General features: G+C 41.6%; 17 protein-coding genes, 1 rRNA gene and 1 pseudogene. 5 read left to right on the top strand and 14 right to left on the bottom strand.

Going from position 1 to position 20,921, the window contains the following annotated elements:
* The 6 genes from F824_RS0105790 to rpmH all read right to left on the bottom strand — a co-directional run.
* A 16S ribosomal RNA gene (locus F824_RS0105790) occupies nucleotides 1-296 on the bottom strand; the annotation flags it as partial.
* A 383-nt stretch (nucleotides 297-679) separates the two neighbouring features.
* Nucleotides 680-1,186, bottom strand: a complete 507-nt coding sequence (locus F824_RS0105780; protein ID WP_019596917.1) for a DUF2480 family protein — start codon at nucleotides 1,184-1,186, stop codon at nucleotides 680-682.
* Complete coding sequence (gene tsaB, locus F824_RS0105775; protein ID WP_026333524.1) at nucleotides 1,183-1,872, bottom strand: tRNA (adenosine(37)-N6)-threonylcarbamoyltransferase complex dimerization subunit type 1 TsaB; 690 nt, start codon at nucleotides 1,870-1,872, stop codon at nucleotides 1,183-1,185. The genes F824_RS0105780 and tsaB overlap by 4 nt, the downstream gene beginning before the upstream one ends.
* A gap of 24 nt (nucleotides 1,873-1,896) precedes the next feature.
* Nucleotides 1,897-3,561: a S41 family peptidase gene (locus tag F824_RS0105770; protein ID WP_033405126.1), complete on the bottom strand. Its 1,665-nt coding sequence runs from the start codon at nucleotides 3,559-3,561 to the stop codon at nucleotides 1,897-1,899.
* 15 nt (nucleotides 3,562-3,576) lie between these two features.
* Complete coding sequence (gene rnpA, locus F824_RS0105765; RefSeq protein WP_019596914.1) at nucleotides 3,577-3,954, bottom strand: ribonuclease P protein component; 378 nt, start codon at nucleotides 3,952-3,954, stop codon at nucleotides 3,577-3,579.
* A 46-nt stretch (nucleotides 3,955-4,000) separates the two neighbouring features.
* A complete protein-coding gene (gene rpmH, locus F824_RS0105760; protein WP_019596913.1) occupies nucleotides 4,001-4,159 on the bottom strand; it encodes a 50S ribosomal protein L34 in 159 nt (52 codons plus the stop codon).
* A gap of 139 nt (nucleotides 4,160-4,298) precedes the next feature.
* On the opposite strand from rpmH, the gene F824_RS0105755 reads away from it, so the two are divergent.
* Both F824_RS0105755 and F824_RS0105750 read left to right on the top strand, forming a co-directional pair.
* Nucleotides 4,299-5,969 (top strand): M61 family metallopeptidase, encoded by a 1,671-nt coding sequence (locus F824_RS0105755; protein ID WP_031326961.1) that lies wholly within the window; start codon nucleotides 4,299-4,301, stop codon nucleotides 5,967-5,969.
* 104 nt (nucleotides 5,970-6,073) lie between these two features.
* Nucleotides 6,074-6,517 carry a DoxX family protein gene (locus F824_RS0105750; RefSeq protein WP_026333523.1) on the top strand — a complete coding sequence of 148 codons (444 nt, stop codon included), beginning with the start codon at nucleotides 6,074-6,076 and terminating at the stop codon, nucleotides 6,515-6,517.
* 52 nt (nucleotides 6,518-6,569) lie between these two features.
* Here F824_RS0105750 and F824_RS0105745 read toward each other — a convergent pair whose 3' ends face one another.
* The 8 genes from F824_RS0105745 to F824_RS0105700 all read right to left on the bottom strand — a co-directional run bounded on the left by F824_RS0105745 (nucleotide 6,570) and on the right by F824_RS0105700 (nucleotide 17,217).
* Complete coding sequence (locus F824_RS0105745; RefSeq protein WP_019596910.1) at nucleotides 6,570-7,322, bottom strand: LolA-like protein; 753 nt, start codon at nucleotides 7,320-7,322, stop codon at nucleotides 6,570-6,572.
* 72 nt (nucleotides 7,323-7,394) lie between these two features.
* Nucleotides 7,395-9,440: a M16 family metallopeptidase gene (locus tag F824_RS0105740; protein ID WP_019596909.1), complete on the bottom strand. Its 2,046-nt coding sequence runs from the start codon at nucleotides 9,438-9,440 to the stop codon at nucleotides 7,395-7,397.
* A gap of 28 nt (nucleotides 9,441-9,468) precedes the next feature.
* Entirely contained in the window at nucleotides 9,469-10,797 is a 1,329-nt protein-coding gene (locus tag F824_RS0105735) for a M16 family metallopeptidase (RefSeq protein WP_026333522.1), read from the bottom strand.
* Nucleotides 10,798-11,148: 351 nt separating this feature from the next.
* Nucleotides 11,149-12,144: an adenosine kinase gene (locus tag F824_RS0105725; RefSeq protein WP_019596906.1), complete on the bottom strand. Its 996-nt coding sequence runs from the start codon at nucleotides 12,142-12,144 to the stop codon at nucleotides 11,149-11,151.
* A gap of 167 nt (nucleotides 12,145-12,311) precedes the next feature.
* Nucleotides 12,312-13,478, bottom strand: a complete 1,167-nt coding sequence (locus F824_RS0105720; RefSeq protein ID WP_019596905.1) for a hypothetical protein — start codon at nucleotides 13,476-13,478, stop codon at nucleotides 12,312-12,314.
* Between the two features lie 172 nt (nucleotides 13,479-13,650).
* Nucleotides 13,651-14,520 (bottom strand): glycerophosphodiester phosphodiesterase family protein, encoded by an 870-nt coding sequence (locus tag F824_RS0105715; RefSeq protein ID WP_033405125.1) that lies wholly within the window; start codon nucleotides 14,518-14,520, stop codon nucleotides 13,651-13,653.
* Between the two features lie 418 nt (nucleotides 14,521-14,938).
* Complete coding sequence (gene rimO / locus F824_RS0105705) at nucleotides 14,939-16,252, bottom strand: 30S ribosomal protein S12 methylthiotransferase RimO (RefSeq protein WP_019596901.1); 1,314 nt, start codon at nucleotides 16,250-16,252, stop codon at nucleotides 14,939-14,941.
* Nucleotides 16,253-16,647: 395 nt separating this feature from the next.
* Nucleotides 16,648-17,217 (bottom strand): helix-turn-helix domain-containing protein, encoded by a 570-nt coding sequence (locus tag F824_RS0105700; RefSeq protein ID WP_019596900.1) that lies wholly within the window; start codon nucleotides 17,215-17,217, stop codon nucleotides 16,648-16,650.
* A gap of 311 nt (nucleotides 17,218-17,528) precedes the next feature.
* On the opposite strand from F824_RS0105700, the gene F824_RS0105695 reads away from it, so the two are divergent.
* The 3 genes and pseudogenes from F824_RS0105695 (at nucleotide 17,529) to F824_RS0105685 (ending at nucleotide 20,873) form a co-directional block, all read left to right on the top strand.
* Entirely contained in the window at nucleotides 17,529-19,538 is a 2,010-nt protein-coding gene (locus F824_RS0105695; protein WP_019596899.1) for an alpha-ketoacid dehydrogenase subunit alpha/beta, read from the top strand.
* A gap of 44 nt (nucleotides 19,539-19,582) precedes the next feature.
* Nucleotides 19,583-20,135: pseudogene (locus tag F824_RS26620) on the top strand (Uma2 family endonuclease).
* A gap of 42 nt (nucleotides 20,136-20,177) precedes the next feature.
* The gene (locus F824_RS0105685; RefSeq protein ID WP_031326960.1) at nucleotides 20,178-20,873 is read left to right on the top strand and encodes a hypothetical protein; all 696 of its coding nucleotides are present in this window, start codon (nucleotides 20,178-20,180) and stop codon (nucleotides 20,871-20,873) included.
* The last annotated feature ends 48 nt before the right edge of the window (nucleotides 20,874-20,921 follow it).

Below are 20,921 nucleotides of genomic sequence, written 5' to 3'. Positions count from 1 at the left end.
CAGAACCCCTAAGGATCGTCGCCTTGGTAAGCCGTTACCTTACCAACTAGCTAATCCTACGCATGCCCGTCTTATACCGCCCGAAGGCTTTAATCAATCTCCCATGCAGGAAATAAATACTACGGGGTATTAATCCGGGTTTCCCCGGGCTATCCCCCTGTATAAGGTAGGTTGCATACGCGTTACGCACCCGTGCGCCACTCTCACCAAAAGCAAGCTTCTGGATCCCGTTCGACTTGCATGTATTAGGCCTGCCGCTAGCGTTCATCCTGAGCCAGGATCAAACTCTCCATTGTATAGTTTGTTTTGCAGATCGCTCTGCTGTGTCTTCCTGCCCAAGGTCACAATGCATAAGCATTGTGCTACTATTTTCGTTTTGTCTTACACTACTTCAATGAACTTTTTCTCCGTAAGAGAATGGTTTCGGAGGACATTTCCCCTGAAAGCGAGTGCAAATATCGGGAGATAATTTTAACTTACAAAACACTTTTTGAAATTTCTTTTCAGAAATGTTTTGCCTCTTTCTCGATATTTGAATTTCAATGTGTTTTGGAAAACCTTCTTTCCAACTCCCCTCATTTGGGTTTGCAAACATAGGGGAGTTTTACAAAAATACCAAAAATGGCACTTAAATAATTTCTATGAAATGAGTAAATCTCTGTGGCAAAGCTCAATAATTTTATTTCGCCACCTTATACAAGGGCACTGTACTGCAAGGCTCGCCATACATGATGGATTTTGCATGACCTTGTATCTTGGCAACGATCCTTCCATAGGCATACATGGGGACTGGAAATTTACTGCAACCTTTGATCACGACCGGTTTATCTTTGAAATCCACAGGGTTGATTTTTGAAATTGCCTCCTCAAAAAGAAATTGCTCTAGGGACTTCAAATCACCAATGACATATTCCACCCCTATTTTGGTCAATTGAATCCCTACAAGCATAAAGGCCCAGTTCGGAACAATAGCATCCACACTGCAATCTATGGCCACCAATTTCCCTCTGTATGCTTCCCAATCCAAATCTTTCAATGCTAACCGAAAGTCTTTTTCCCTCAACACCAATTCCTGGAATAAATAATCCTTGAGGTCAAAAACCATTCTTTCCTCCGGTCTATAGAAATTTTCTAAATCTATCGTGACAAGAGGGCTGTTTGCTACTTTGTTGATGATTTCACTCATACCAGAAATGGGTTTTTCTTCGATTTCACAATCCTGAATTCCTTGATATAGTTTGGCTCGAAGTAAGCCAAGCTTTCAAAATCAGCCTTCAGAAATTTTTTGTATGCCAATTCACCGATGGATTGGCTAGAATTGAAAAGTGGGACAAATCGCGAATTTGGATGGGAAAGGATCTCTTTGGATTTAGGTACTCCATCACCCAAAAAAAACACCTTCCCCTTTTCCAGGTATTCCATAAAAGGATTATCCTCCAAAATGAACGGCTGAGGGGAGATGAGGGTATCCCCAAGACCATCCATTACCAAAGCATACACTTCCATTCTTCTTGCGTCCAGCATTGGAATGATGGTGTCCGTTGAATCAGAAAAAGGAATGGCCCTAAAGGCAAGTGCTTCAAGCGTTCCAACACCAATAACGGGTTTGTCCAAGGCATAAGCCAAACCTTTGGCAACAGAGACCCCGATCCTTAACCCAGTATAAGAACCTGGACCAGAGGAAACCGCTACGGCATCCAAGGCTGTTTTCTCAAGGCCTGCTTGCTCAAACACATTCCGCACCAGCCCCATCAAACTTCTGGCATGAACGTTATCTTGATGGAGCTCATGGAACGCCATCAGACGTCCATCTTCGTGTAAGGCAACTGAACAAACCGCAGTAGCGGTTTCTATAGATAAAATTAAAGCCATTTGGGGAATTAAGATTCCAAAATCTTACTTACTCCTGTTTGAAGCAATCAACAATTTGGTCATCCTTGATCGATCGTTTAAAACCTCCAAGGATTTTTCGACCTCAGCATCTTTTCGCAACGATGCTTCGATGATACCTTCCTGAAAATAATACCTAGAAACGATTTCCTCCAGCAAAGCATCTTTAATATCCTGTTTGAAAGTGACTAAGTCTTGTTCCTTGCTGTGACTGACCTTCTTCTTCAAGTCTTCAATTTGGACTTTGATTTCGTCATAATACTTTTCTTTTTGGGCGTACTTTTCAAGGTCCTCGATACTTTTTTCCACGTATGTGGTATAATCATATTCTTTTCCTTCGAGAGACTTGATAAATCCGTCGTAGATCTTGTCGGTAATCTCAAATTCCCTTGGTGAAGCGATTTCTTTGTTGGCTCTGAAAAACTCAGTCCCAAAATCAAATACATGGTTTCTGGCCACCAAGCTATAGGCAATAGGTGAATAGGATTTCAATTCTACTTTAGTGTCTGGTTCGATACCAGCGCCATCAAGTACAATCCGCCCATTTTTGGTCTTGAACTCTTTTCTCAAGGAGTCAGGAATGGCAATCGAATTACCATTCTCATCCCGATTGCTATAATCAATGGCTTGGATACAACGGCCACTTGGAATATAATATTTAGCGGTTGTCACTTTCACCTGGGAATTATACGAAAGGGGAATACTCGTCTGTACCAAACCTTTACCGAAAGTTTTCCTTCCTATCAACACTGCTCTGTCATAATCCTGCAATGCCCCCGCTACGATTTCCGCCGCAGATGCACTCCTTTCATTGATGAGGACCACCAATGGAATGTCTTTGTCCAGTGGTGTTTTTGTGGTTTTATAGACAGCGTTGACACTCTCAAGCTTTCCGATGGTCTTCACCACTTCTTTTCCTTTGGGGATAAAAAGGTTGACGATTTCGACGGCCTCTTTTAGGATCCCACCGGGATTGTCCCTTACATCGAGTACCAATCGGGTAATCCCCTGCGACTTCAAGTCGATTAGGGCTTTTCTTACATCTGCTGAAGCATTGGTGGTGAAGTCTGTCAGTTTGATATAACCTGTCTGCTCATCAAGTTTCCCATAGTAGGGGACATTGCTGATGACGATTTTCTTTCTTGTCAAATTTACCGAAAGCGTATCATCGCCTCTTTTCACCTCCACCATTACAGGTGTATTGGCGGGGCCTTTCAAAAGTTTAGAAATATCAGAGGTTAACTTTTCCCTGACATTTACTGTGTCAACCATTAGAATCTCATCCCCTATTCTCAGCCCACCTACTTGTGCCGGGAAACCTTTGTAGGGCATCAATATCATATTTATACCGGTGCGGTTACCGATCAGCGCACCTACGCCACCATACTCCCCTGTGGTCATCAACCTGAAGTCATCCGAATTTTCTTCGGGGATAAACTCAGTATAAGGATCCAATTCTTCGAGCATTGCCGCGATTCCAACCGTGACCAATTTTTCGGGATCGATTTCGTCCACATAATAAGAATCAAGCTCCCGAATCAATGAAGCGAAAATATCCAGGTTTTTGGCAATGGAAAAAAGCTTGTCGTCTTTGTTGGAAAATGAAAAAAGAAGCCCCAGCGTCAAAACCGAAGCGAGCAGGACCAATACCGTTTTGTTTTTTAATTTCATCATATTCTTTTAGAATCAAGAGGAATGTCCCAATGTTTGCAGTTTTTTCAAAATTTTCTGAATTTTTGACTGGATGATTTCAAAGCTGGACTTATCGGTAGAAACGTAAATCAGAGCAATTAATTTCTTGTGCTCTGATTCGTGATTCAAAAGGTGCTTGTGAAGCCTATAGGCTTCCTTTACCCTTCTCTTCACGAAGTTCCTGTGGACAGCTTTTTTAATCTTCTTCTTTGAAACGGAAAAAAGTACCTGATGGGTTCCGTTTTCAATTATTGATTGATCAAGGTAGAGTACCTTGAAGGGATATAAAAAAAAAGAGGAACCTTTGTCAAAAAGTTCCTTTATAGACTTTTTCGAATGTACTCTCTCATTCTTGGGAAGTTTGTAATTCATTGCATTTACTTTCACGTATTAAAAATACGAAATATAATGCAATGGATTACTTCTTCAGCGTTTTTTCGGAGGAAACGGAAAGTTTGTGTCTTCCTTTTGCTCTTCTGGCTTTGATTACTCTTCTACCATTTGCTGTAGACATTCTTTCTCTAAATCCGTGCTTGTTTCTTCTTTTTCTGCGAGAAGGCTGAAATGTTCTTTTCATGACAATATCCTTTAATAATATGTTTGTTTCTTAATTCGCTTTATGGGATCTACCCCGAAAAGGACTGCAAAGATAGATAGGTTTTTTTTATTTACAAACCAGTCGATTACTTTTGTTTGAATCCCAAAAACAAAGATACATGCATTATTTGATTTCCAGAAAATCTGTAGCCTCTCAATTTATCCAAATCGAGATTTCTCTTGCCTGTTTGGATCATGAAACCTTAGACCTTCAGCTGCCTGCTTGGAGACCGGGAAGATACGAAATGGCCAATTATGCTCAAAAAATTCGGGGTTTTCAGGTGAAATTCAGAGGAAAGGATATCGCATGGAACAAGCCCACAAAGGATTTATGGCAATTCAGGGCAGATGAAAAGGGCACTTACCAAATCATCTATGAATTTTATGCCAATCAGATGGATGCTGGAGGCAGCTGGTCAGATGATGTTCAATTGTATTTGAATTTCACAAATTGTGCCTTTGAAGTTTTGCAAAGGAAGATGGAAAACATCACCATCGAACTCAAGATCCCCGAAAGTTTTCAGGTAGCCACGTCTATGCCCAACAGAGAGGGGTTCAAGTTCGAAGCTACGGATTTCCAAAATTTAATCGATAGTCCCTTACTCGCAAGCGAAAATTTAAAACATTTCCAATATAAAATCGCCCATACCACTTTCCACTTGTGGTTTCAAGGTGAAATCCATTTTGATATGGATGGTCTCATTGCCATTTTCCTGGCCTTCACTCAAAAACAAATCCTTGCCTTTGGCGAATTCCCTTCCGAAGACTATCATTTCATCTTTCAATTGCTCCCCTATCCACACTACCATGGCGTAGAACATGCCATGAGCACAGTCATCACCTTTGGGCCTGCAGAAAGCCTGAAGGAAAAGAATAATTTAGACAAACTTATCGGAGTAAGTTCGCACGAGCTTTATCATTATTGGAATGTCTGCCGGATCAGGCCAAAGGAGCTCCTCCCCTTTGATCTCTCTAAAGAAACCTATCTTGACACCGGACTTGTCTTGGAAGGCGTTACGACCTACATGGGTGACTTGATGCTCCTTAAATCGGGGTATTATAGTCTAACCGAATACCTCGCTATTTTGGAAAAACAGATCCAGCGGGAATTCGATGGCTTGGGATGGAAAAACCAATCAATAGTGGAATCAAGTCTTGATCTATGGGTAGACGGCTACAAGCCAGGTATCCCGAATAAGAAAGTCAATATTTATAACCGGGGTGCTTTGATTACCCTCTGTTTGGATTTGATGCTGGTCAGTGAGGGATCCTCGATCGAAGAAATCATGAAAGAAATGTGGTTGAATTATGGTAAAACCCAATTGGGGTACACACTAAACGACTATGAAGAACTGATCACCAAGAAATTTTCCGCCGGAAACAATTCAATCCAAAACTTTTTCCAGTCTTTTGTTTATGGCAAAGAGGACATTTTCAATACCCTTGAAAAATTATTGGCGGGCATTGGTGTCAAGGTGATTCAAGAATACAACTCAGACTTCCTTGTCCATCGGTATGGAATTAAATTCGATCCCTCCGGTAAAATCATCGAGGTACACCCGGAATCGAAAGCCTACTATCAGGTAATGCTCGGTGACAAAATTTTGGAACTCAACGGAATTGAATTTTCAGCAGAGATCACCCACGAACCTTCAGAAGTAACCCTGATCCTTTTGAGATGGGGAAGAATAATCAATGTCGATTTGAAAAAAGATCCCACTTTGTATTTTCCTAATTATTCCTTGATGGCTCCGGATAAAGTTGGGTATCAAGAAATGTGGAAGCCCTAAGAAAAGGACATAATACATTGTTATACTGATGATTATAAATAAATAATTGGCAATTCATTCCAATTTTTAGTAAATTGAAATGTACAATAAATCAATTGAAAAAAATGGATGCTGTAGCCAAAATCGAAAAATGGGCGGACAAGCATCATCCTATTTGGATAGATTATGTCCGCATTGCCTTGGGTTTATTTATCCTTTATAAGGGTATCTTGTTTATTTCCGACACTGATGCATTGATTGGGATTTCAAAAACGGCAGATTTAGCGTTTTTTAATATGGCATTGGCGCACTATGTTGCTTTTGCACATTTGGTGGGTGGTATTTTGATAGCCCTCGGTCTTGTGACCAGGTTGGCGGTGTTATTTCAATTGCCTATACTTTTTTTTGCTGTCTTTTTTGTCAATATCCAACAGGGATTTCTTTCCTTGGGAAACAACCTTGAATTTGAAATTTCATTGGTTATCCTACTACTTCTGATTGTTTTCCTTGTCTATGGATCGGGTAAATACTCCGTAGACCATTGGATGAAAACCCATCCTAATGCATAAAAAAAGGCTTTCCGGAAATGGAAAGCCTTTTTTTCTTAATATGTTTTCAAACTTATTTAAAATCCGCATCCGTCAATTTCTGATTGAAAACGATAGAAGTCACTTTGCCTTCCAAAGCAATTGGCAGCATTGCATTTTTGATAGTCAGTGTCATTGGGATCAACAGCCCATCCACTTCCTGGTAATCTGAATAATCGATGTCACCTGTTGCATCAGAACTCGTTTTCAGTTTCAAACCACTGGCTACACTGTAATATTCCATGATCTTCATTCCATTTGGAAACGTGATGACAAGAGCATTGGCATCTTCCCCGCTTATGGTTTCGGTACCCCTGATTTCCAAGCCAAATCCCATTTCCTTATAATGCTCCTCTGGAAAAAGGTACATCTGGGATTTAATCATTTGCATCATTTCTTCAGTGATCGCCTGCTCCTGCCCCATTGCTGAGATTGTTCCCACACCGTTGACAACGACGGTTTTTTGGACCACATTTCCCATTACACTGGTCTCTTGGATCATGCGACTGTTTTCTTGATCACTGATTCCTTTGATCAAAATTGTATTTCCTTGAAAATCCGCTTCCATGACCCTTACCGAGTTCAGGATTTTTGCAATTTTTTCTTTTCCTCCAACAGCCTTCAAGTATTTTGCAATTACCTCTGATGGATCTATCTCCCTAATCTTTAATTTTGTCTCGGTTTTTGAAGTAAATCTTTTGCTTTCCATGGCCTCAGTGCCAGCCATTGCAGAGACATGAAGTGCTCCTACTGTCAATATTGTTGCGAATAAACCAAGTTTTTTCATGAATGTTGATTTGTTTTAAATTGTTCGATGGGAAAAACAAAAAGAGGGCCAAGACCCTCTTTTTGTTTTTCTTTAATTCATTTCCTCACTAGAAATGGCAACATTGAATTCTATTTTTTCAACTTTACTTTCCAAGGGAACAGGAATCATCGGGGATTTGATGACCGTTTCCATCGGGTATTTTACCCCTTGAATTTCTTCATAGCTCCCAAATGAGGAATCACCCGCCTCAGCATTCTCATTTTTGATTTTCAAACCCGTGGCAACGCTGTAATAATTCACTTGTTTTGAACCGGTTGGATTAGTGACAATGACTTTGTAAGCTTCCTCTCCCTCCACATCTTTGATACCATCTAATTCTATGTTGTATCCTAGATCTTCAAAATGGAGCTCTGGAAAAATAAACATCCCCATTTTTGCAGCCTCGAATTGCTCGTCAGTCAACTCCTGAGTTTGTCCACCTGCGGACATCACGGCCTTTCCATCCTTAATGGTTGTATTGGAGGCAACGTTACCCATCATCATTACTTTTTGGTTGAAAGCCGCTTTTGGCTCATCATAAAGGAATAAAAACGACAATTTCATTCCTTGGATCTCTGCGGAAGATTCAATTTTTGCAGTCTTGATCTTTTTTAGATTTTCTTCTCCGCCGATTGCTGTGATATAATTGTCGATGACTTTACTGGCGGTCATGTCCGCATCTGCCATTTGCATTTCCTTTTCAGGTTCCCCCATATTGGTGAAGGTTTTGATTTCTCCGAAAGCCGTCAGCTTGTCCTTGATTTCGCTTCCATTGCCAACAACGGTGATATACATGTTATCAGGTTTAAGGTGTTTTTTTGCGGCAGCATTTACATCCTCTATGGTGATCGCATTCAATCTCTGTAGGTAGGTAGTATAGAAATCCTTCGGCAATTTATATCTCTCCGTGTTGATGGCGAAATTGGCGATTGTGGAAGGACTCTCCAGTGATCTTCCAAATGAACCACTCAGATTGGCTTTGGCTGTTTCCAATTCAGATTGGGTAATCCCTTTATCGGCCAAGTTCCGGATTTCATAAATCATTTCATGAATGGAACTATCGGTCGCAGTTTGTTTAACGCTGGCATTTGCAGAAAAACTGGTTACCAATTTATCCGCTCCGATGGAGGAATAGGCACCATAGGTATATCCTTTGTCTTCTCTTAGATTTAAGAAAAGCCTTGAAGAAGATCCTCCACCCAAGATATAATTCAACACCCTTGTGGTCAAATACTCAGGATTGTCCAATCTCATTTCCATGGGATAGGTAATGTTAACGACGGTTTGTACTGACGCAGACCTATCTACCAATGCCACCTGATTTTTTTCAGGTAAGGCAGGTTTGGCATACGTTTTCTTTGGCACTTCTCCTTTTTTCCACTTGCTGAAATATTGTTCTACCAATTTCCTTGCTTCTTTTTCATCGATGTCTCCCACGATGGCCAAGTATGCAATGTTGGGCTTGTAATAAGTCTGATAATATCCTTTGATATCCTCCACCGTGATGTTATTGATCGTGGCTTCTGTCTCAGACTCTCCATACGGGTGATCTTTTCCATAAACCAAGGCAGCACTCAATCTTCTTGATATCGAATTTGGATCGTCCTTGCTTGTTGCCAAGCCGGAGATGGATTGTTTTTTCAATTTGTCCAATTCTTCTTGTGGAAAAATCGGATTGAACAAGACATCCGACATCAGTTCCAACACTTTTCCTTGGTGTTTTTTCAAGGAGGAGGCAAAAATGGAATTGGCACTGGCGCTCAACGAACCACCGATGAAATCGATTTCCTGATCCAGTTGGTCTTTCGTCCTGTTCGATGTGCCAGCAGTCATCATTTCTCCCACCAATCCCAGCATACCGGCTTTATTCCCCTCAAAGATCGGGTCACGCTCCAACACCAAAGAGAAAGCTACGCGAGGAAGTTTTGAGTTCTTAACCACAAATACCTTCAAGCCATTCTTCAGGGTAAAGGACTCAGCATCCCCCAATTTGATTTCCCTGGCTGGACCAGCTTCTGGATAAGTCGACCTATCAACCTGAGCCATTCCCGCAGGAATCATCAAGCTCATAATAAAATATAGCAATATCTTTTTCATGTTTCTCTTATTTTAAAAGGATCAAAAATTATTCGGCTGGTTGAGCGGATTTTGGAAGGTAATAAAGTACTACCCTTCCATCGAGATTGAGGTATTGTTTGGCTACTCTCTGGAGATCTTCTCTTTTCACTGCCCTGAAAAAACTCAATTCATTGTTGATGTAATCGGTTCCGCCAAAGAACAATCTTGATTCTGCAAGATTCTGAGCAATTCCAGCCATGGAGCTGTTTTTGCTGACCAAATTGTTTTCTATGATATTCTGGAGTTTTTGGAAGTCATTTTCAGAAATCCCTTCGTCCTGTACTTTTTTCAATAAACCATCCATTTCGGCTTCCAAATCTTTTGGTTCCACCCCCATATTGGTAATTGCATACATCAAAAACACGCCGCCATCTTCCAAATCCAAAGGAATGGCTGCTACCGCAAGTGCTTTCTGCTGATTGTCCACCAATTCCTTGGTCATCAAAGAAGATTTCCCTCCTGTCAAATAGGTAGAAAGCATGGACATTGCATAAGAATCCGGGTGGTTTTTGGGAGGAAGATTGTAAGACTGGATAATAGCTGGAATTTGTATGTTGTCATACACGATATCCCTAACTTCAGCAGTTTTCACTGCCTCTTTCACATTCGGCCTGTAAAACTCGCTGGGTCCTTTAGGAATTTCAGTAAAATAAGCCTTCACCCATTCTTCTGTTTGGTCATAATCAATATCCCCTGCAATGGTCAATGTTGCATTGTTGGGGACATAATACGCTTTGTGGAACGCCATAAATTCTTCCAGCTTCGCTGCATCCAAACCTTCCATGGATCCGATCACCGGCCACATGTAGGGATGTGTAAGGAAAGCACGTTTCATCGTTTCTGGAAGGATGGTGCCATAAGGCCTGTTGTCATAAGACTGACGCTTTTCCTCCTTGATCACCTCACGCTGTGTATCCACGCCAACCTGATCGATTTTGGGATGGAGCATCCGCTCACTTTCCATGTAAATCGCAGTTTCCAGTTGGTTGGAAGGTACTATTTCGTAATAATACGTAATGTCATTTGAGGTGAATGCATTGAGGGTGCCGCCGATCGACTCGATCTTGGACATGTACTCCCCCTTGCCAATGTTTTCTGTTCCCTCGAAAAGTAGGTGTTCGAAAAAATGGGCAAATCCAGTTCTCTCTGGATTTTCATTTTTGGAGCCAACATGATACAATACTGATGTGGCTACAATCGGAGTCGTATTGTCTTGGTGGAGAATCACATGCAGTCCATTGTCCAAGGTAAATTCCTTGAACTCGATTTTGTTTTGAGCGATTGATGAGAGACTTGTCAGTCCGGTCAACAACATTAAAAAGGTAAACTTTCTCATATTGGTTCTATTTGAATTTGGATTTGATTCGGCTTTTTAGTTAAACACATTTTCATAGGGTAAAGGTTTTGCAGAGGGCACCAAAAACAACCAATTATTTATGAATCTCTAAAAAGGGTTGGAAAAATATAATTAATAATCAAAAGAAACAAACTTGGGAACTAATTTATATTTAAATATAGATTAGTTCCCCCTAAACATTAAAAAATTCGATTCTGGGGTACGCGGAGATACTTGAGAATGCTCTCTTAAAAAAAATAATCCCATCACTCTTCTCAGAAATGCTTGAAAAAAAAGCATTAAAAAAAATAAAACCCTTCCCGATTTTCAAGATCGGAAAGGGTTTTGAACTCATGGTGTCAACCTGGTCAAAACTTCTTTGGCTTCGTGCCACTTCAACCGTGGGCCAAACTGACTTACGATTTTGGAACTGGCCATGGACGCAAGTTTTCCACTGGAAGCATAGGAATGTCCATTGGTAATGCCATACATAAAGGCTCCTGCAAACATATCCCCTGCTCCATTGCTGTCAATCGCCGTGGTTTTGTAGGGTTCGATATCGATAAAAGTATCCCCATCGTAAATCATCGCCCCATTCTTTCCTTGGGTGATGACAAAGTGTTTTGCCGCTTTTTTCAGTTCTTCTCTGGCTTCCAGAATATTATCCTTTTCGGTAAAGATCATGGCTTCCTCCTCATTGGCAAAAAGCAAGTCTACGCTGGGTCCAATCACATCATCAAAACCTGCCTTGAAGTATTTGACCATGGCCGGATCGGAAAAGGTCAGCGCAACTTTTGTCCCAGCCGCTTCTGCGATTTTCTTTGCATGGGCCATCGCCTCTTTCCCATTGGGAGAGGTGACCAAATAACCTTCTATGAACAAATACTTGGAATCCTTGATCGCAGCTTCATTGACATCCGCCTTGGAAAAGTTCTGTGTGATGCCCAAAAAGGTGTTCATCGTACGCTCTGAATCCTCGGTCACCATCACCAAACATTTTCCGGTGATGCCTTCGGCAAGATTGTCTGAAACAAGATTGTTATCTACGCCGGAATCTTTCATGTCCTGAACAAAGAAATGCCCCAACTCATCATTGGCCACTTTGCAGCAATAAAAGGAATTCCCACCAAACTGACTGACGGCAATAACTGTATTGGCAGCAGAACCTCCACATTGTTTTTTTGCTTCCTCAGTATCGATCACTTCCATCAGCGCATTTTGGCGCTCTTCGTCCACCAATGTCATCAAGCCTTTTTCAACCTTGTAATCCACAAAAAATTGATCTTTCACTTTGAACTCTATGTCCACCAAGGCATTTCCTATGCCCGTTACATCGTATTTTTTCATGTTTATATCTATTTAATTTTCGGTATTCAATTCATCTTGGCACGCGGTCGCCAGCTATCCAACGCCAAATTCGATGAGGTGTTCAAAAGTCCAGTTGGGGGTTTCCATTCATGTGACAACCCCAATTGTTGAAAATCTCCCGAGCCTTCATTTTCACTTTTATTTAATTATTCAAAAATTTTATGCCTTTCAAAGGGTTTTCTGCTGTCAAAAAGGAGACGGTAGGTGTGATGCGTTTTATAGATTTCGGCGTTGAGCTGCTCACAGACGCGCATCATTTTCGGATTGAAATCACCGATCCAATTCATTTCAATGGTTTTGTATGAGAAATGATCCTGACTGGCAAAGGTTTTATTGTACTGCATGATCATCGCACTTTCCACGCCCATGCCCTGAACTTCGGGGACGACGCCAAATACCAATCCAAGCATCTTGTCAGGCGGATTGAAAGTCTTATTCCAAAGAAACTTTAATTTTCCGATCAAATCCATTTTGCCATTCACAAATTTGAAAATCTGGTTAATTTCTGGAATATTGATGAAAAAAGAAACGGGTTCACCTTTGTGAAATCCAAAATAAATCAATCTAGGATCCATAATGGGTTTCATTTTCGCAAACATGAATTTGGTTTCCTTAAGTACCAAGGATTTGCCCATGTGTCTCGCCCAAGCCTTGTTGTATACCTCCATAAAATATTCAGGCGCCTTTTCCGACAATTCCTTTCCTTGCATGTGCCTGAATTCGAAATCGGAATCTGCCAATATTTTATTGGCCCGCTCTATCATTTTGGGATCAAAACCGAGCCCTTTCACGGGTCTCATATAGGTATATTGTTTGAAATATATCTGAAACCCATAATTTTCAAAAAACGCTTGATAATAGGGGAAGTTCCACGGCATATTGTAATTGGGGGGATAAAAACCATCGACCAAAAGCCCCCACCATTTGTCCCTTTCCCCAAAGTTGACTGGACCATCCATGGCTTCCATTCCCTGCGTTTTCAACCATTCCTTGGCAGTATCCATAAGCAAGAAAGCGGCAGCCTGATCCGCTATACATTCAAAAAAACCCATTCCTCCCGTTGGTTGCTTTTCTTTCCATTTTGGATGGACAAATGCAGCGATTCTTCCTATCGTTTCTCCGTAATCATTTACCAGCAACCATCTTTTGGCTTTCCCTCCCTGCTTAAAAAGTTTATTGGTCTCAGGTTGAAAGATGCCTTCAATATCTTTATCCAAAGGTCTGATCCAGTTTTTCTCGTTTTTATACAGCCTAATGGCCATTTCCAAAAACTCTCTTTCTTGCTTTTTACTGATGACTTCCAGTACCCTCATGGACATTTATATATTTGAATGGCCAAAAATAGAGAGATTAATTCAGGGCGCCAAGGGAGAGAGCCGGTGTGGAAAAAAAGTATTTGGTACTTGGTCTGTGCGCTGAGGGTTGTCGATGCAGGCGATGAATCTAAACCTGAAGGTCACATACTAAATACCCTATACCATAAAACTATCGCTTCGGAGCCAAATTCGGATAATCCGTAATGATACCATCCACGCCCATATCCAAAAGGGCTTCCATCTGTTCGGTGGTATTCACGGTCCAGGGAATGACTTTCATTCCTTTTTTATGCATTGCAGCCACTGCCTCTGACGTGAGTTTTGGGAAGTAGGGGGAATAAATCTGGGGTTGAAAACCCAGTTCATGGAGCTGCTCGGATGATTTGGAGGCGTCCTCCACCAACATGGCCAAAACGACCTCTGGATAAGTTTTGTGGTAATACTGCAACACCCTAAAATCAAAAGATTGGATATTGATTCTTTCCCAATCGATCCTACCATTGATCAATTGAAAAACCTTATCGGAAAAATCCCGCGGCACTGGATGGTAAATCCCATCTCCATCCGGTTGGCTTTTGATCTCAATATTGTAATTGGGTTGAGGCAGTCCAAAATCTTTTACATATTTCTCGACGGCTTCAAATAAGTCTGCCAGTTTTGGTTTGGCGACATTGAAATTGACTTGCTTTGGGAAACCTGAATGAGTTTTCGATCCACAATCATATTTCAACACCTCCGAGAAAGTCATTTTATAAATGTTGTGACCATGATCCCCCGCAGGGATCTGCGCTCCTTCTGGCGTGAGGCAAATCAAAGGATTCATCCAAGGTTCGTGGGAAACGATGATTTCCCCATCTTTGGTTACTGCCAAATCCAATTCCAAAGTGGTCACTCCCAAATCCAAGGCTTTGATCATCGCAGGAATGGTGTTTTCCGGCATTAAGCCTCTGGCACCTCGATGGCCCTGGAGATCGAAAGAAAATTGCGCCTGTGAAATCATGGGAAACAGGATTAGAAAAATGAAAGTCAACTTTTTCATGTCTTTTTTTGGGAAATTAGTCATTGTCTCTTTAAATAATCAACCTAGGGACTTTATAAAATTGTTATTTTTCAAAGTCCCAAAATAAGTTTTACTATTTCTTTGTCCAATTCCTTCCAGTCAGCGCATAGAACCTGGCCTTTAAACTTGTATTCTGCATTGCCAATTCTATTCCAGTCTGAGTTTACTTAATTAACAGTCTTTGTTTACAGTTTTTGACTTCACCAAATCGCTAAAATCCGTTATCCTCCAAACAGTCTGATTTTCTTTCCGTTTCAAGCCCCATTAGGAAGGCCAATGCATCACTCGGATTAAAATTAATTTCTCTGGAATTTGGTCCAAAAAATGGATCCGGTGCAAAAAAAATACCCAATGATCTTGAAATCATTGGGCAGCTATTTTGCTTTTTTTGAAAGCATCAATTTAAAACTTCTCCATATAGATCAAACTCTGTCGCATCAGTGATTTTCACCTGAACGAAATCCCCGACCCTGCAATAATGTTTGGCTGCATCGATCAGCACTTCATTGTCAACCTCCACAGAATCAAACTCTGTTCTTCCGACAAAATGTCCATTTTCTTTTTTATCGATGAGGACTTTGAATTCCTTACCGATTTTTTCTTGGTTCAGATCATAAGAAATCTGCTCCTGGATTTCCATCAAATGGTTTGCTCTTTCCTGTTTGACTTCCTGAGGAATGATGTCTTCCATCGTGTGCGCGTGGGTATTTTCCTCATGGGAATAGGTAAAGACGCCCAATCGTTCAAATTTCATTCTTTCCACGAAATCAACCATTTCCTGGAATTCAGCTTCGCCCTCGCCCGGATGTCCGGCGATCAAAGTGGTTCGGATTGCTATTTCAGGAATCAAATCCCTGATCGAATGGATCAATTCTTCCTGTTTTTCGCGGGTCGTTCCCCTTCGCATGCTTTTAAGCACGGCACTGGAACCATGCTGCAGGGGAATGTCCAAATAATTACAAATATTGGGTCTTTCCTTCATCACCTCAATCACGTCCATGGGAAAACCTGTTGGATAGGCATAATGCAACCTGATCCAATCAATTCCTTCCACGTCGGAAAGTGCGCGCATCAGGTCGGCAAGCCTTCTTTTTTTGTACAGATCCAGTCCATAATAGGTGGAATCCTGTGCAATGAGCAAGAGTTCCTTGGTACCATTGGCAGCTTTGTGCTGGGCTTCCTTGACCAAATCCTCGATGGATCTTGAAACATGTCCTCCTCGCATGATGGGAATGGCGCAGAAAGAACAAGGCCTGTCACAACCTTCGGATATCTTCATGTAGGCATAATGTGCGGAATGGGTGAGCAAACGCTCCCCTACCAACTCATGCTTGTAATCCGCCTTGAATTTTTTCAGAATGGCGGGAAGCTCTCTTGTCCCGAAAAATGCATCTACCTGAGGGATTTCCAATTCCAACTCTTCCCGGTAACGCTGTGAAAGACAACCTGTCACATATACCTTGTCCACCTTGCCCTTCTCCTTGGCTTTCACATATTTAAGAATGGTATCAATGGATTCCTGTTTGGCATTGTCAATAAATCCACAAGTATTGATGATGATGATGTTGTTGTCTTTGGTATTGGATTCATGCGAGGCATCAATCCCGTTCCCTATCAACTGCGTCAATAAAACCTCTGAATCTACCAGGTTTTTGGAACAACCCATGGTGATGATATTGACCTTGTCTTTTTTTAATGTTCTCGCTTTCACTGATTTCCTGCTTTGGGGGCAAAGGTATAAAATTTAAAGGTTGGAACATTGAAAAATTAAAAGATTAGCTTTTTCCAAGTTTGATAGATAGGAGAATTTCCATCATTCAAGAGGTTTTAAATCCAAAAATGCTCTCCGGGAAGAAGAATGAAATTTTGCCGAAGGCTTTTACCAGAGAAGGATGTGATCGTGAAATCCAAAAGGCTGAAAAAACAAGGTTATCAAATCGTTACGATTAAGAGGTTTTTTGCATGCATAATTAAAGTATTCTTAATGATTTGGTTGCCGTTGCCCATTAGAATCTCCCTAGATTTGAGACATACAGCAAACGAACATTTTTTAAGCTTCTTGCATTATTTTTAGGCGTCGACGAAAGTCGACGCCTTTGCTGTTTTTCAGGGACTTGACGCTTCCCAACCTTGTCCACTTTTACTTTTTAGCTTCTTGTATGCCGAGGGAGTCATCCCTGTCAACTTTTTAAATTGGGAGGAAAGATGCTGTACACTGCTATAATTTAGCTTCCACGCCATTTCACTCAGGGAAAGTTCTTCATAAAAAAGCCATTCCTTGACTTTGTCAATTTTCATTTGGATCAGGAATTTCTCGATGGTGATGCCTTCCAAACTGCTAAAAAGATGGCTGATACTGCTGTAATCCTCGGGAATACTTTCGGTGAGGTAACTGGATATTGTAAACCCGGAAGGGATTTCCTCCTTTTGAAATAGTGCCGACAAGAGATTTTTTATCTTTTCTATGCGTTGGACATCCTTTCCTTTTAGGATTTCAAATCCGAGTTGCCGCAAAGCGCCTTCGAAGGCCTCGTTTTGACTACTACTCAATGATTCCTTTATCACCGCCTTACCCAGTACCACTTTCGAGAAAGGGATTCCCTGAACCTCGAGCACATTTTCAACCGCCATCACACAACGGGGACAAACCATGTTTTTGATCAGGATTTCCTCCATGTTCTTTATTTCTAAAGGTATTTAAAATTTGACCTGGCTTAAATTTAGCTCTTTTTAATCCCTCTTACTGCCCAATGCCAAATAGAAAGAGGCCACTCTGTTTTTCCTAGAACCAATATTTTTTCAAAATAAGTCGGTTTCCATGAACAAAAAAGCGCCTATTACTTCAATTCGTTCGAACGCACTATTTCCTTTCTTGTTTTGGTCGCTCCAATAGCCATTTGCTTGAAATGGGATCTCACCAAAATTGCAGTCTTCATCCTTTGTTGCCCAAGAACTTTGTTATAATTTGGTGGGGAAAATAAACCCTCATGATGACTTCACAGAACAGCAACAGCCCTTCGATTATTTTTGACCGCAAGGAATACGATGATCAAACATTGATTTCGCTATATGAATCACTTTTGGTCCCTCGGAGGATTGAGGAAAAGATGTTGATCCTGCTCAGACAAGGGAAGATTTCAAAATGGTTTAGCGGTTGGGGCCAAGAAGCGATATCGATCGGTGCGGTGAATGCCTTGTCCCAGGATGAATATATCCTGCCAATGCACCGCAATCTTGGGATTTTTACGGGGAGAAATATACCCTTGGAAAAACTTTTCGCACAATTCCAGGGCAAAAAATCAGGCTTTACCAAAGGCCGAGACAGGTCCTTTCATTTTGGGACAAACGACTTTAATATCGTAGGAATGATCTCTCATTTGGGGCCTCAAATGGCCGTCGCAGATGGGATCGCCTTGGCAGATATATTGTCGAAGGAACAGAAAGTGACTTTGGTATTTACAGGAGATGGCGCGAGCTCGGAGGGCGATTTTCATGAAGGGTTGAACGTCGCCGCCACGTGGAAACTCCCAGTTATTTTCATGGTAGAACACAATGGTTATGGACTTTCGACTCCGAGTGAGGAACAATTTGCTTTCAAAAACTTCACCGACAAAGGTATTGGATATGGAATGGAGGCGATCCGAATCGATGGCAACAATATTTTGGAAGTATATGACACCATTCTGAAACTGGCTGAGGATATTCGCCAAAACCCAAGACCTGTTTTGGTGGAAGCGATGACTTTCCGAATGCGCGGGCACGAAGAGGCTTCCGGCACCAAATATGTCCCCAAGGATTTGATGGAAACATGGGCGCTAAAAGACCCTGTGGAAAACTACGAACGGTATTTGGAAGAAATCGGTTTGCTGACGCCATTGCTTAAGGAAAAAATCAATCAGGAGATTAAAGCCAGCATCAACGATGCTTTGGAAATTGCCTTTGGCGAGGAGACCATTAAAGCGGATACTTTGGAAGAAATGGCAGATTTGTTTTATCCTTTCGAACAGAAAACCATCCATCCCAATTCGGAAAAGGTGACAGAAAAAAGATTTGTAGATGCCATTTCCGATGGGCTGAGGCAGTCCATGGAAAAGTTTCCGAAACTGGTTTTGATGGGCCAGGATATCGGGACGTATGGGGGAGTTTTCAAAATCACGGATGGCTTTAAAGATGCTTTTGGAGCGGAAAGGGTAAGGAATACACCACTCTGTGAAAGCGCCATTCTCGGCGCCGCCCTAGGCTTGTCCATCAAAGGCTACAAAGCCATGGTAGAAATGCAGTTTGCAGATTTTGTCACCGTGGGCTTCAACCAAATCGTAAATAATCTCGCCAAAAGCCATTACCGCTGGGGACAAAATGCAGATGTGGTCGTGCGCATGCCAACCGGTGCAGGCGTCGCTGCGGGACCTTTCCATTCCCAATCCAACGAGGCCTGGTTTTTTCATACCCCAGGATTGAAGATTGTTTACCCCTCCAACCCCTACGATGCAAAGGGATTGCTCAATTCCGCAATCGAGGACCCGAATCCTTATCTCTATTTTGAACATAAAGCACTCTATCGGTCACTTTCCGGATCGGTTCCAGATGCGTATTATACCATCGAAATCGGGAAAGCCAATCTCGTTTCACAAGGAGATGCTGTCAGCATCATTACTTACGGCATGGGTGTCCATTGGGCAAAAGAAGCTGTGAAGGAAATGGGGATTTCCGCAGACATTTTGGATCTGAGGACTTTGCTGCCATGGGACAAATCAGCCGTGGAAACCACTGTAAAGAAAACAGGCAAGGTTATTTTCCTTCAGGAAGATTGTCTGACTGGGGGGATCGGTGCGGAAATTGTTGCTTGGATTTCTGAAAACTGTTTTGAATTCCTAGATGCACCCGTCATGCGGGAAGGAAGCTTGGATACTCCCGTTCCCTTTGCGCCAAGTTTGGAAAAGAATTTTCTGCCGATAGAACGGTTTAGAGAGAAGTTGGAAAAATTGCTGGCTTATTAAATAGAGGAGTTTATTGTCAGGTTATTTTTTGGTAAATTGGGTTTATGAAAAATGAGGAAAAAATCCCAGATAAAGTAAAGGAGCCCTTTACCGAATATGGCAGGTACAGCTATGCAGATTACCTGACCTGGGAGATAAAGGCACCAGGAAATATCCGTCAAGATAACCAATAGATTTTATAATTTTTTGGAGGGAAAAAACTGCAAAGTTTACCAAGCCCCTTTTGATGTGCGTTTGCCTGTTCATTCAAAAAAGAATGAGGACATTTTTACGGTAGTCCAGCCCGATATCTGTGTGATATGTGACCGAAGCAAACTCGATGAAGCCGGATGTATTGGGGCACCGGATCTGATCATAGAAATTCTTTCTCCCGGTAACAATCAAAAAGAACTCAAATACAAATATAAAGTCTATGAAGAAAGTGGAGTGAAGGAATATTGGATCATCCATCCTGAGGAACAGACTTTGCTGATCTATTCCTTGACCGCTGGCAATTTTGTCCCCTCCAAGCTATTTACAAATGGAGATATTGTTGGTTCCAGATGTATCGAGGGATTCAGTATGGATTTGGAAGATGTTTTCAGGGATTTAGACTAAACAATTCTTTTGCACTTTTCGTAAGTGTTGAATATGAGATTTATGCGACGTTTATTGTTCCTTCTTACTTTTCTTTCTCCATTTTTGGAGACAAATGCCCAAGATTTTATCGGAGGCTTTCAGGTCAAAACCGGGATTCCCATTGGTGATTTTAAAGCTGCTGCTGGTGGCATCTTGTTGCCTGAATTGGCTTTTTGGGCAAATTACCAAATCCCTAAAACCCCTTTGGAAATTGGATTAAGTTTTGGCTATGGCATATATGGCACCAAACTGGAAAAAAGGGATGATCTCTATGTAGGTTTCAACGATGAATTGCGGCTGAGGCGAAACAACAACATGCTCACCATGATGGGTGTTTTTCGGTTTTTCCCAGAGATCTATGGAAAAGTATTCCCATTTATCGAAGCTCAGGCAGGAGGGATCTATGCCTACACGCGGTACAAAATCAGGGCAAGCATATTTGAAGATGTTATTGAGGAAGACCGGGATTTTTCCGATTGGTCGAGAGCCTATCAACTCGGTGGCGGAGTGATGATCCCATTCAAATCCGCACAAAAAGGCCAACTGGAAATTAGACTGATGTATCAAAACAGCACCAGGCTGGACTACCTCACACGCCAAGACACTGAATACCAATATGACCCAGACGGAGAAGTGGATGGTGAATTCGTCTATTCGACAAGGCGATCACCATTTACCATGATCCAACCTTCCATTGGTGTGAGCTTTTATTTTTGAAACCATCATTTCAAATCCATTTTTAGGGGTTTTTGTATCTTATTCATT

This window comes from Rhodonellum psychrophilum GCM71 = DSM 17998, assembly GCF_000381545.1.
Lineage (GTDB): Bacteria > Bacteroidota > Bacteroidia > Cytophagales > Cyclobacteriaceae > Rhodonellum > Rhodonellum psychrophilum.
Note: the sequence above shows the minus strand (reverse complement) of the source record. Positions and strands in the feature narration are given on the sequence as shown.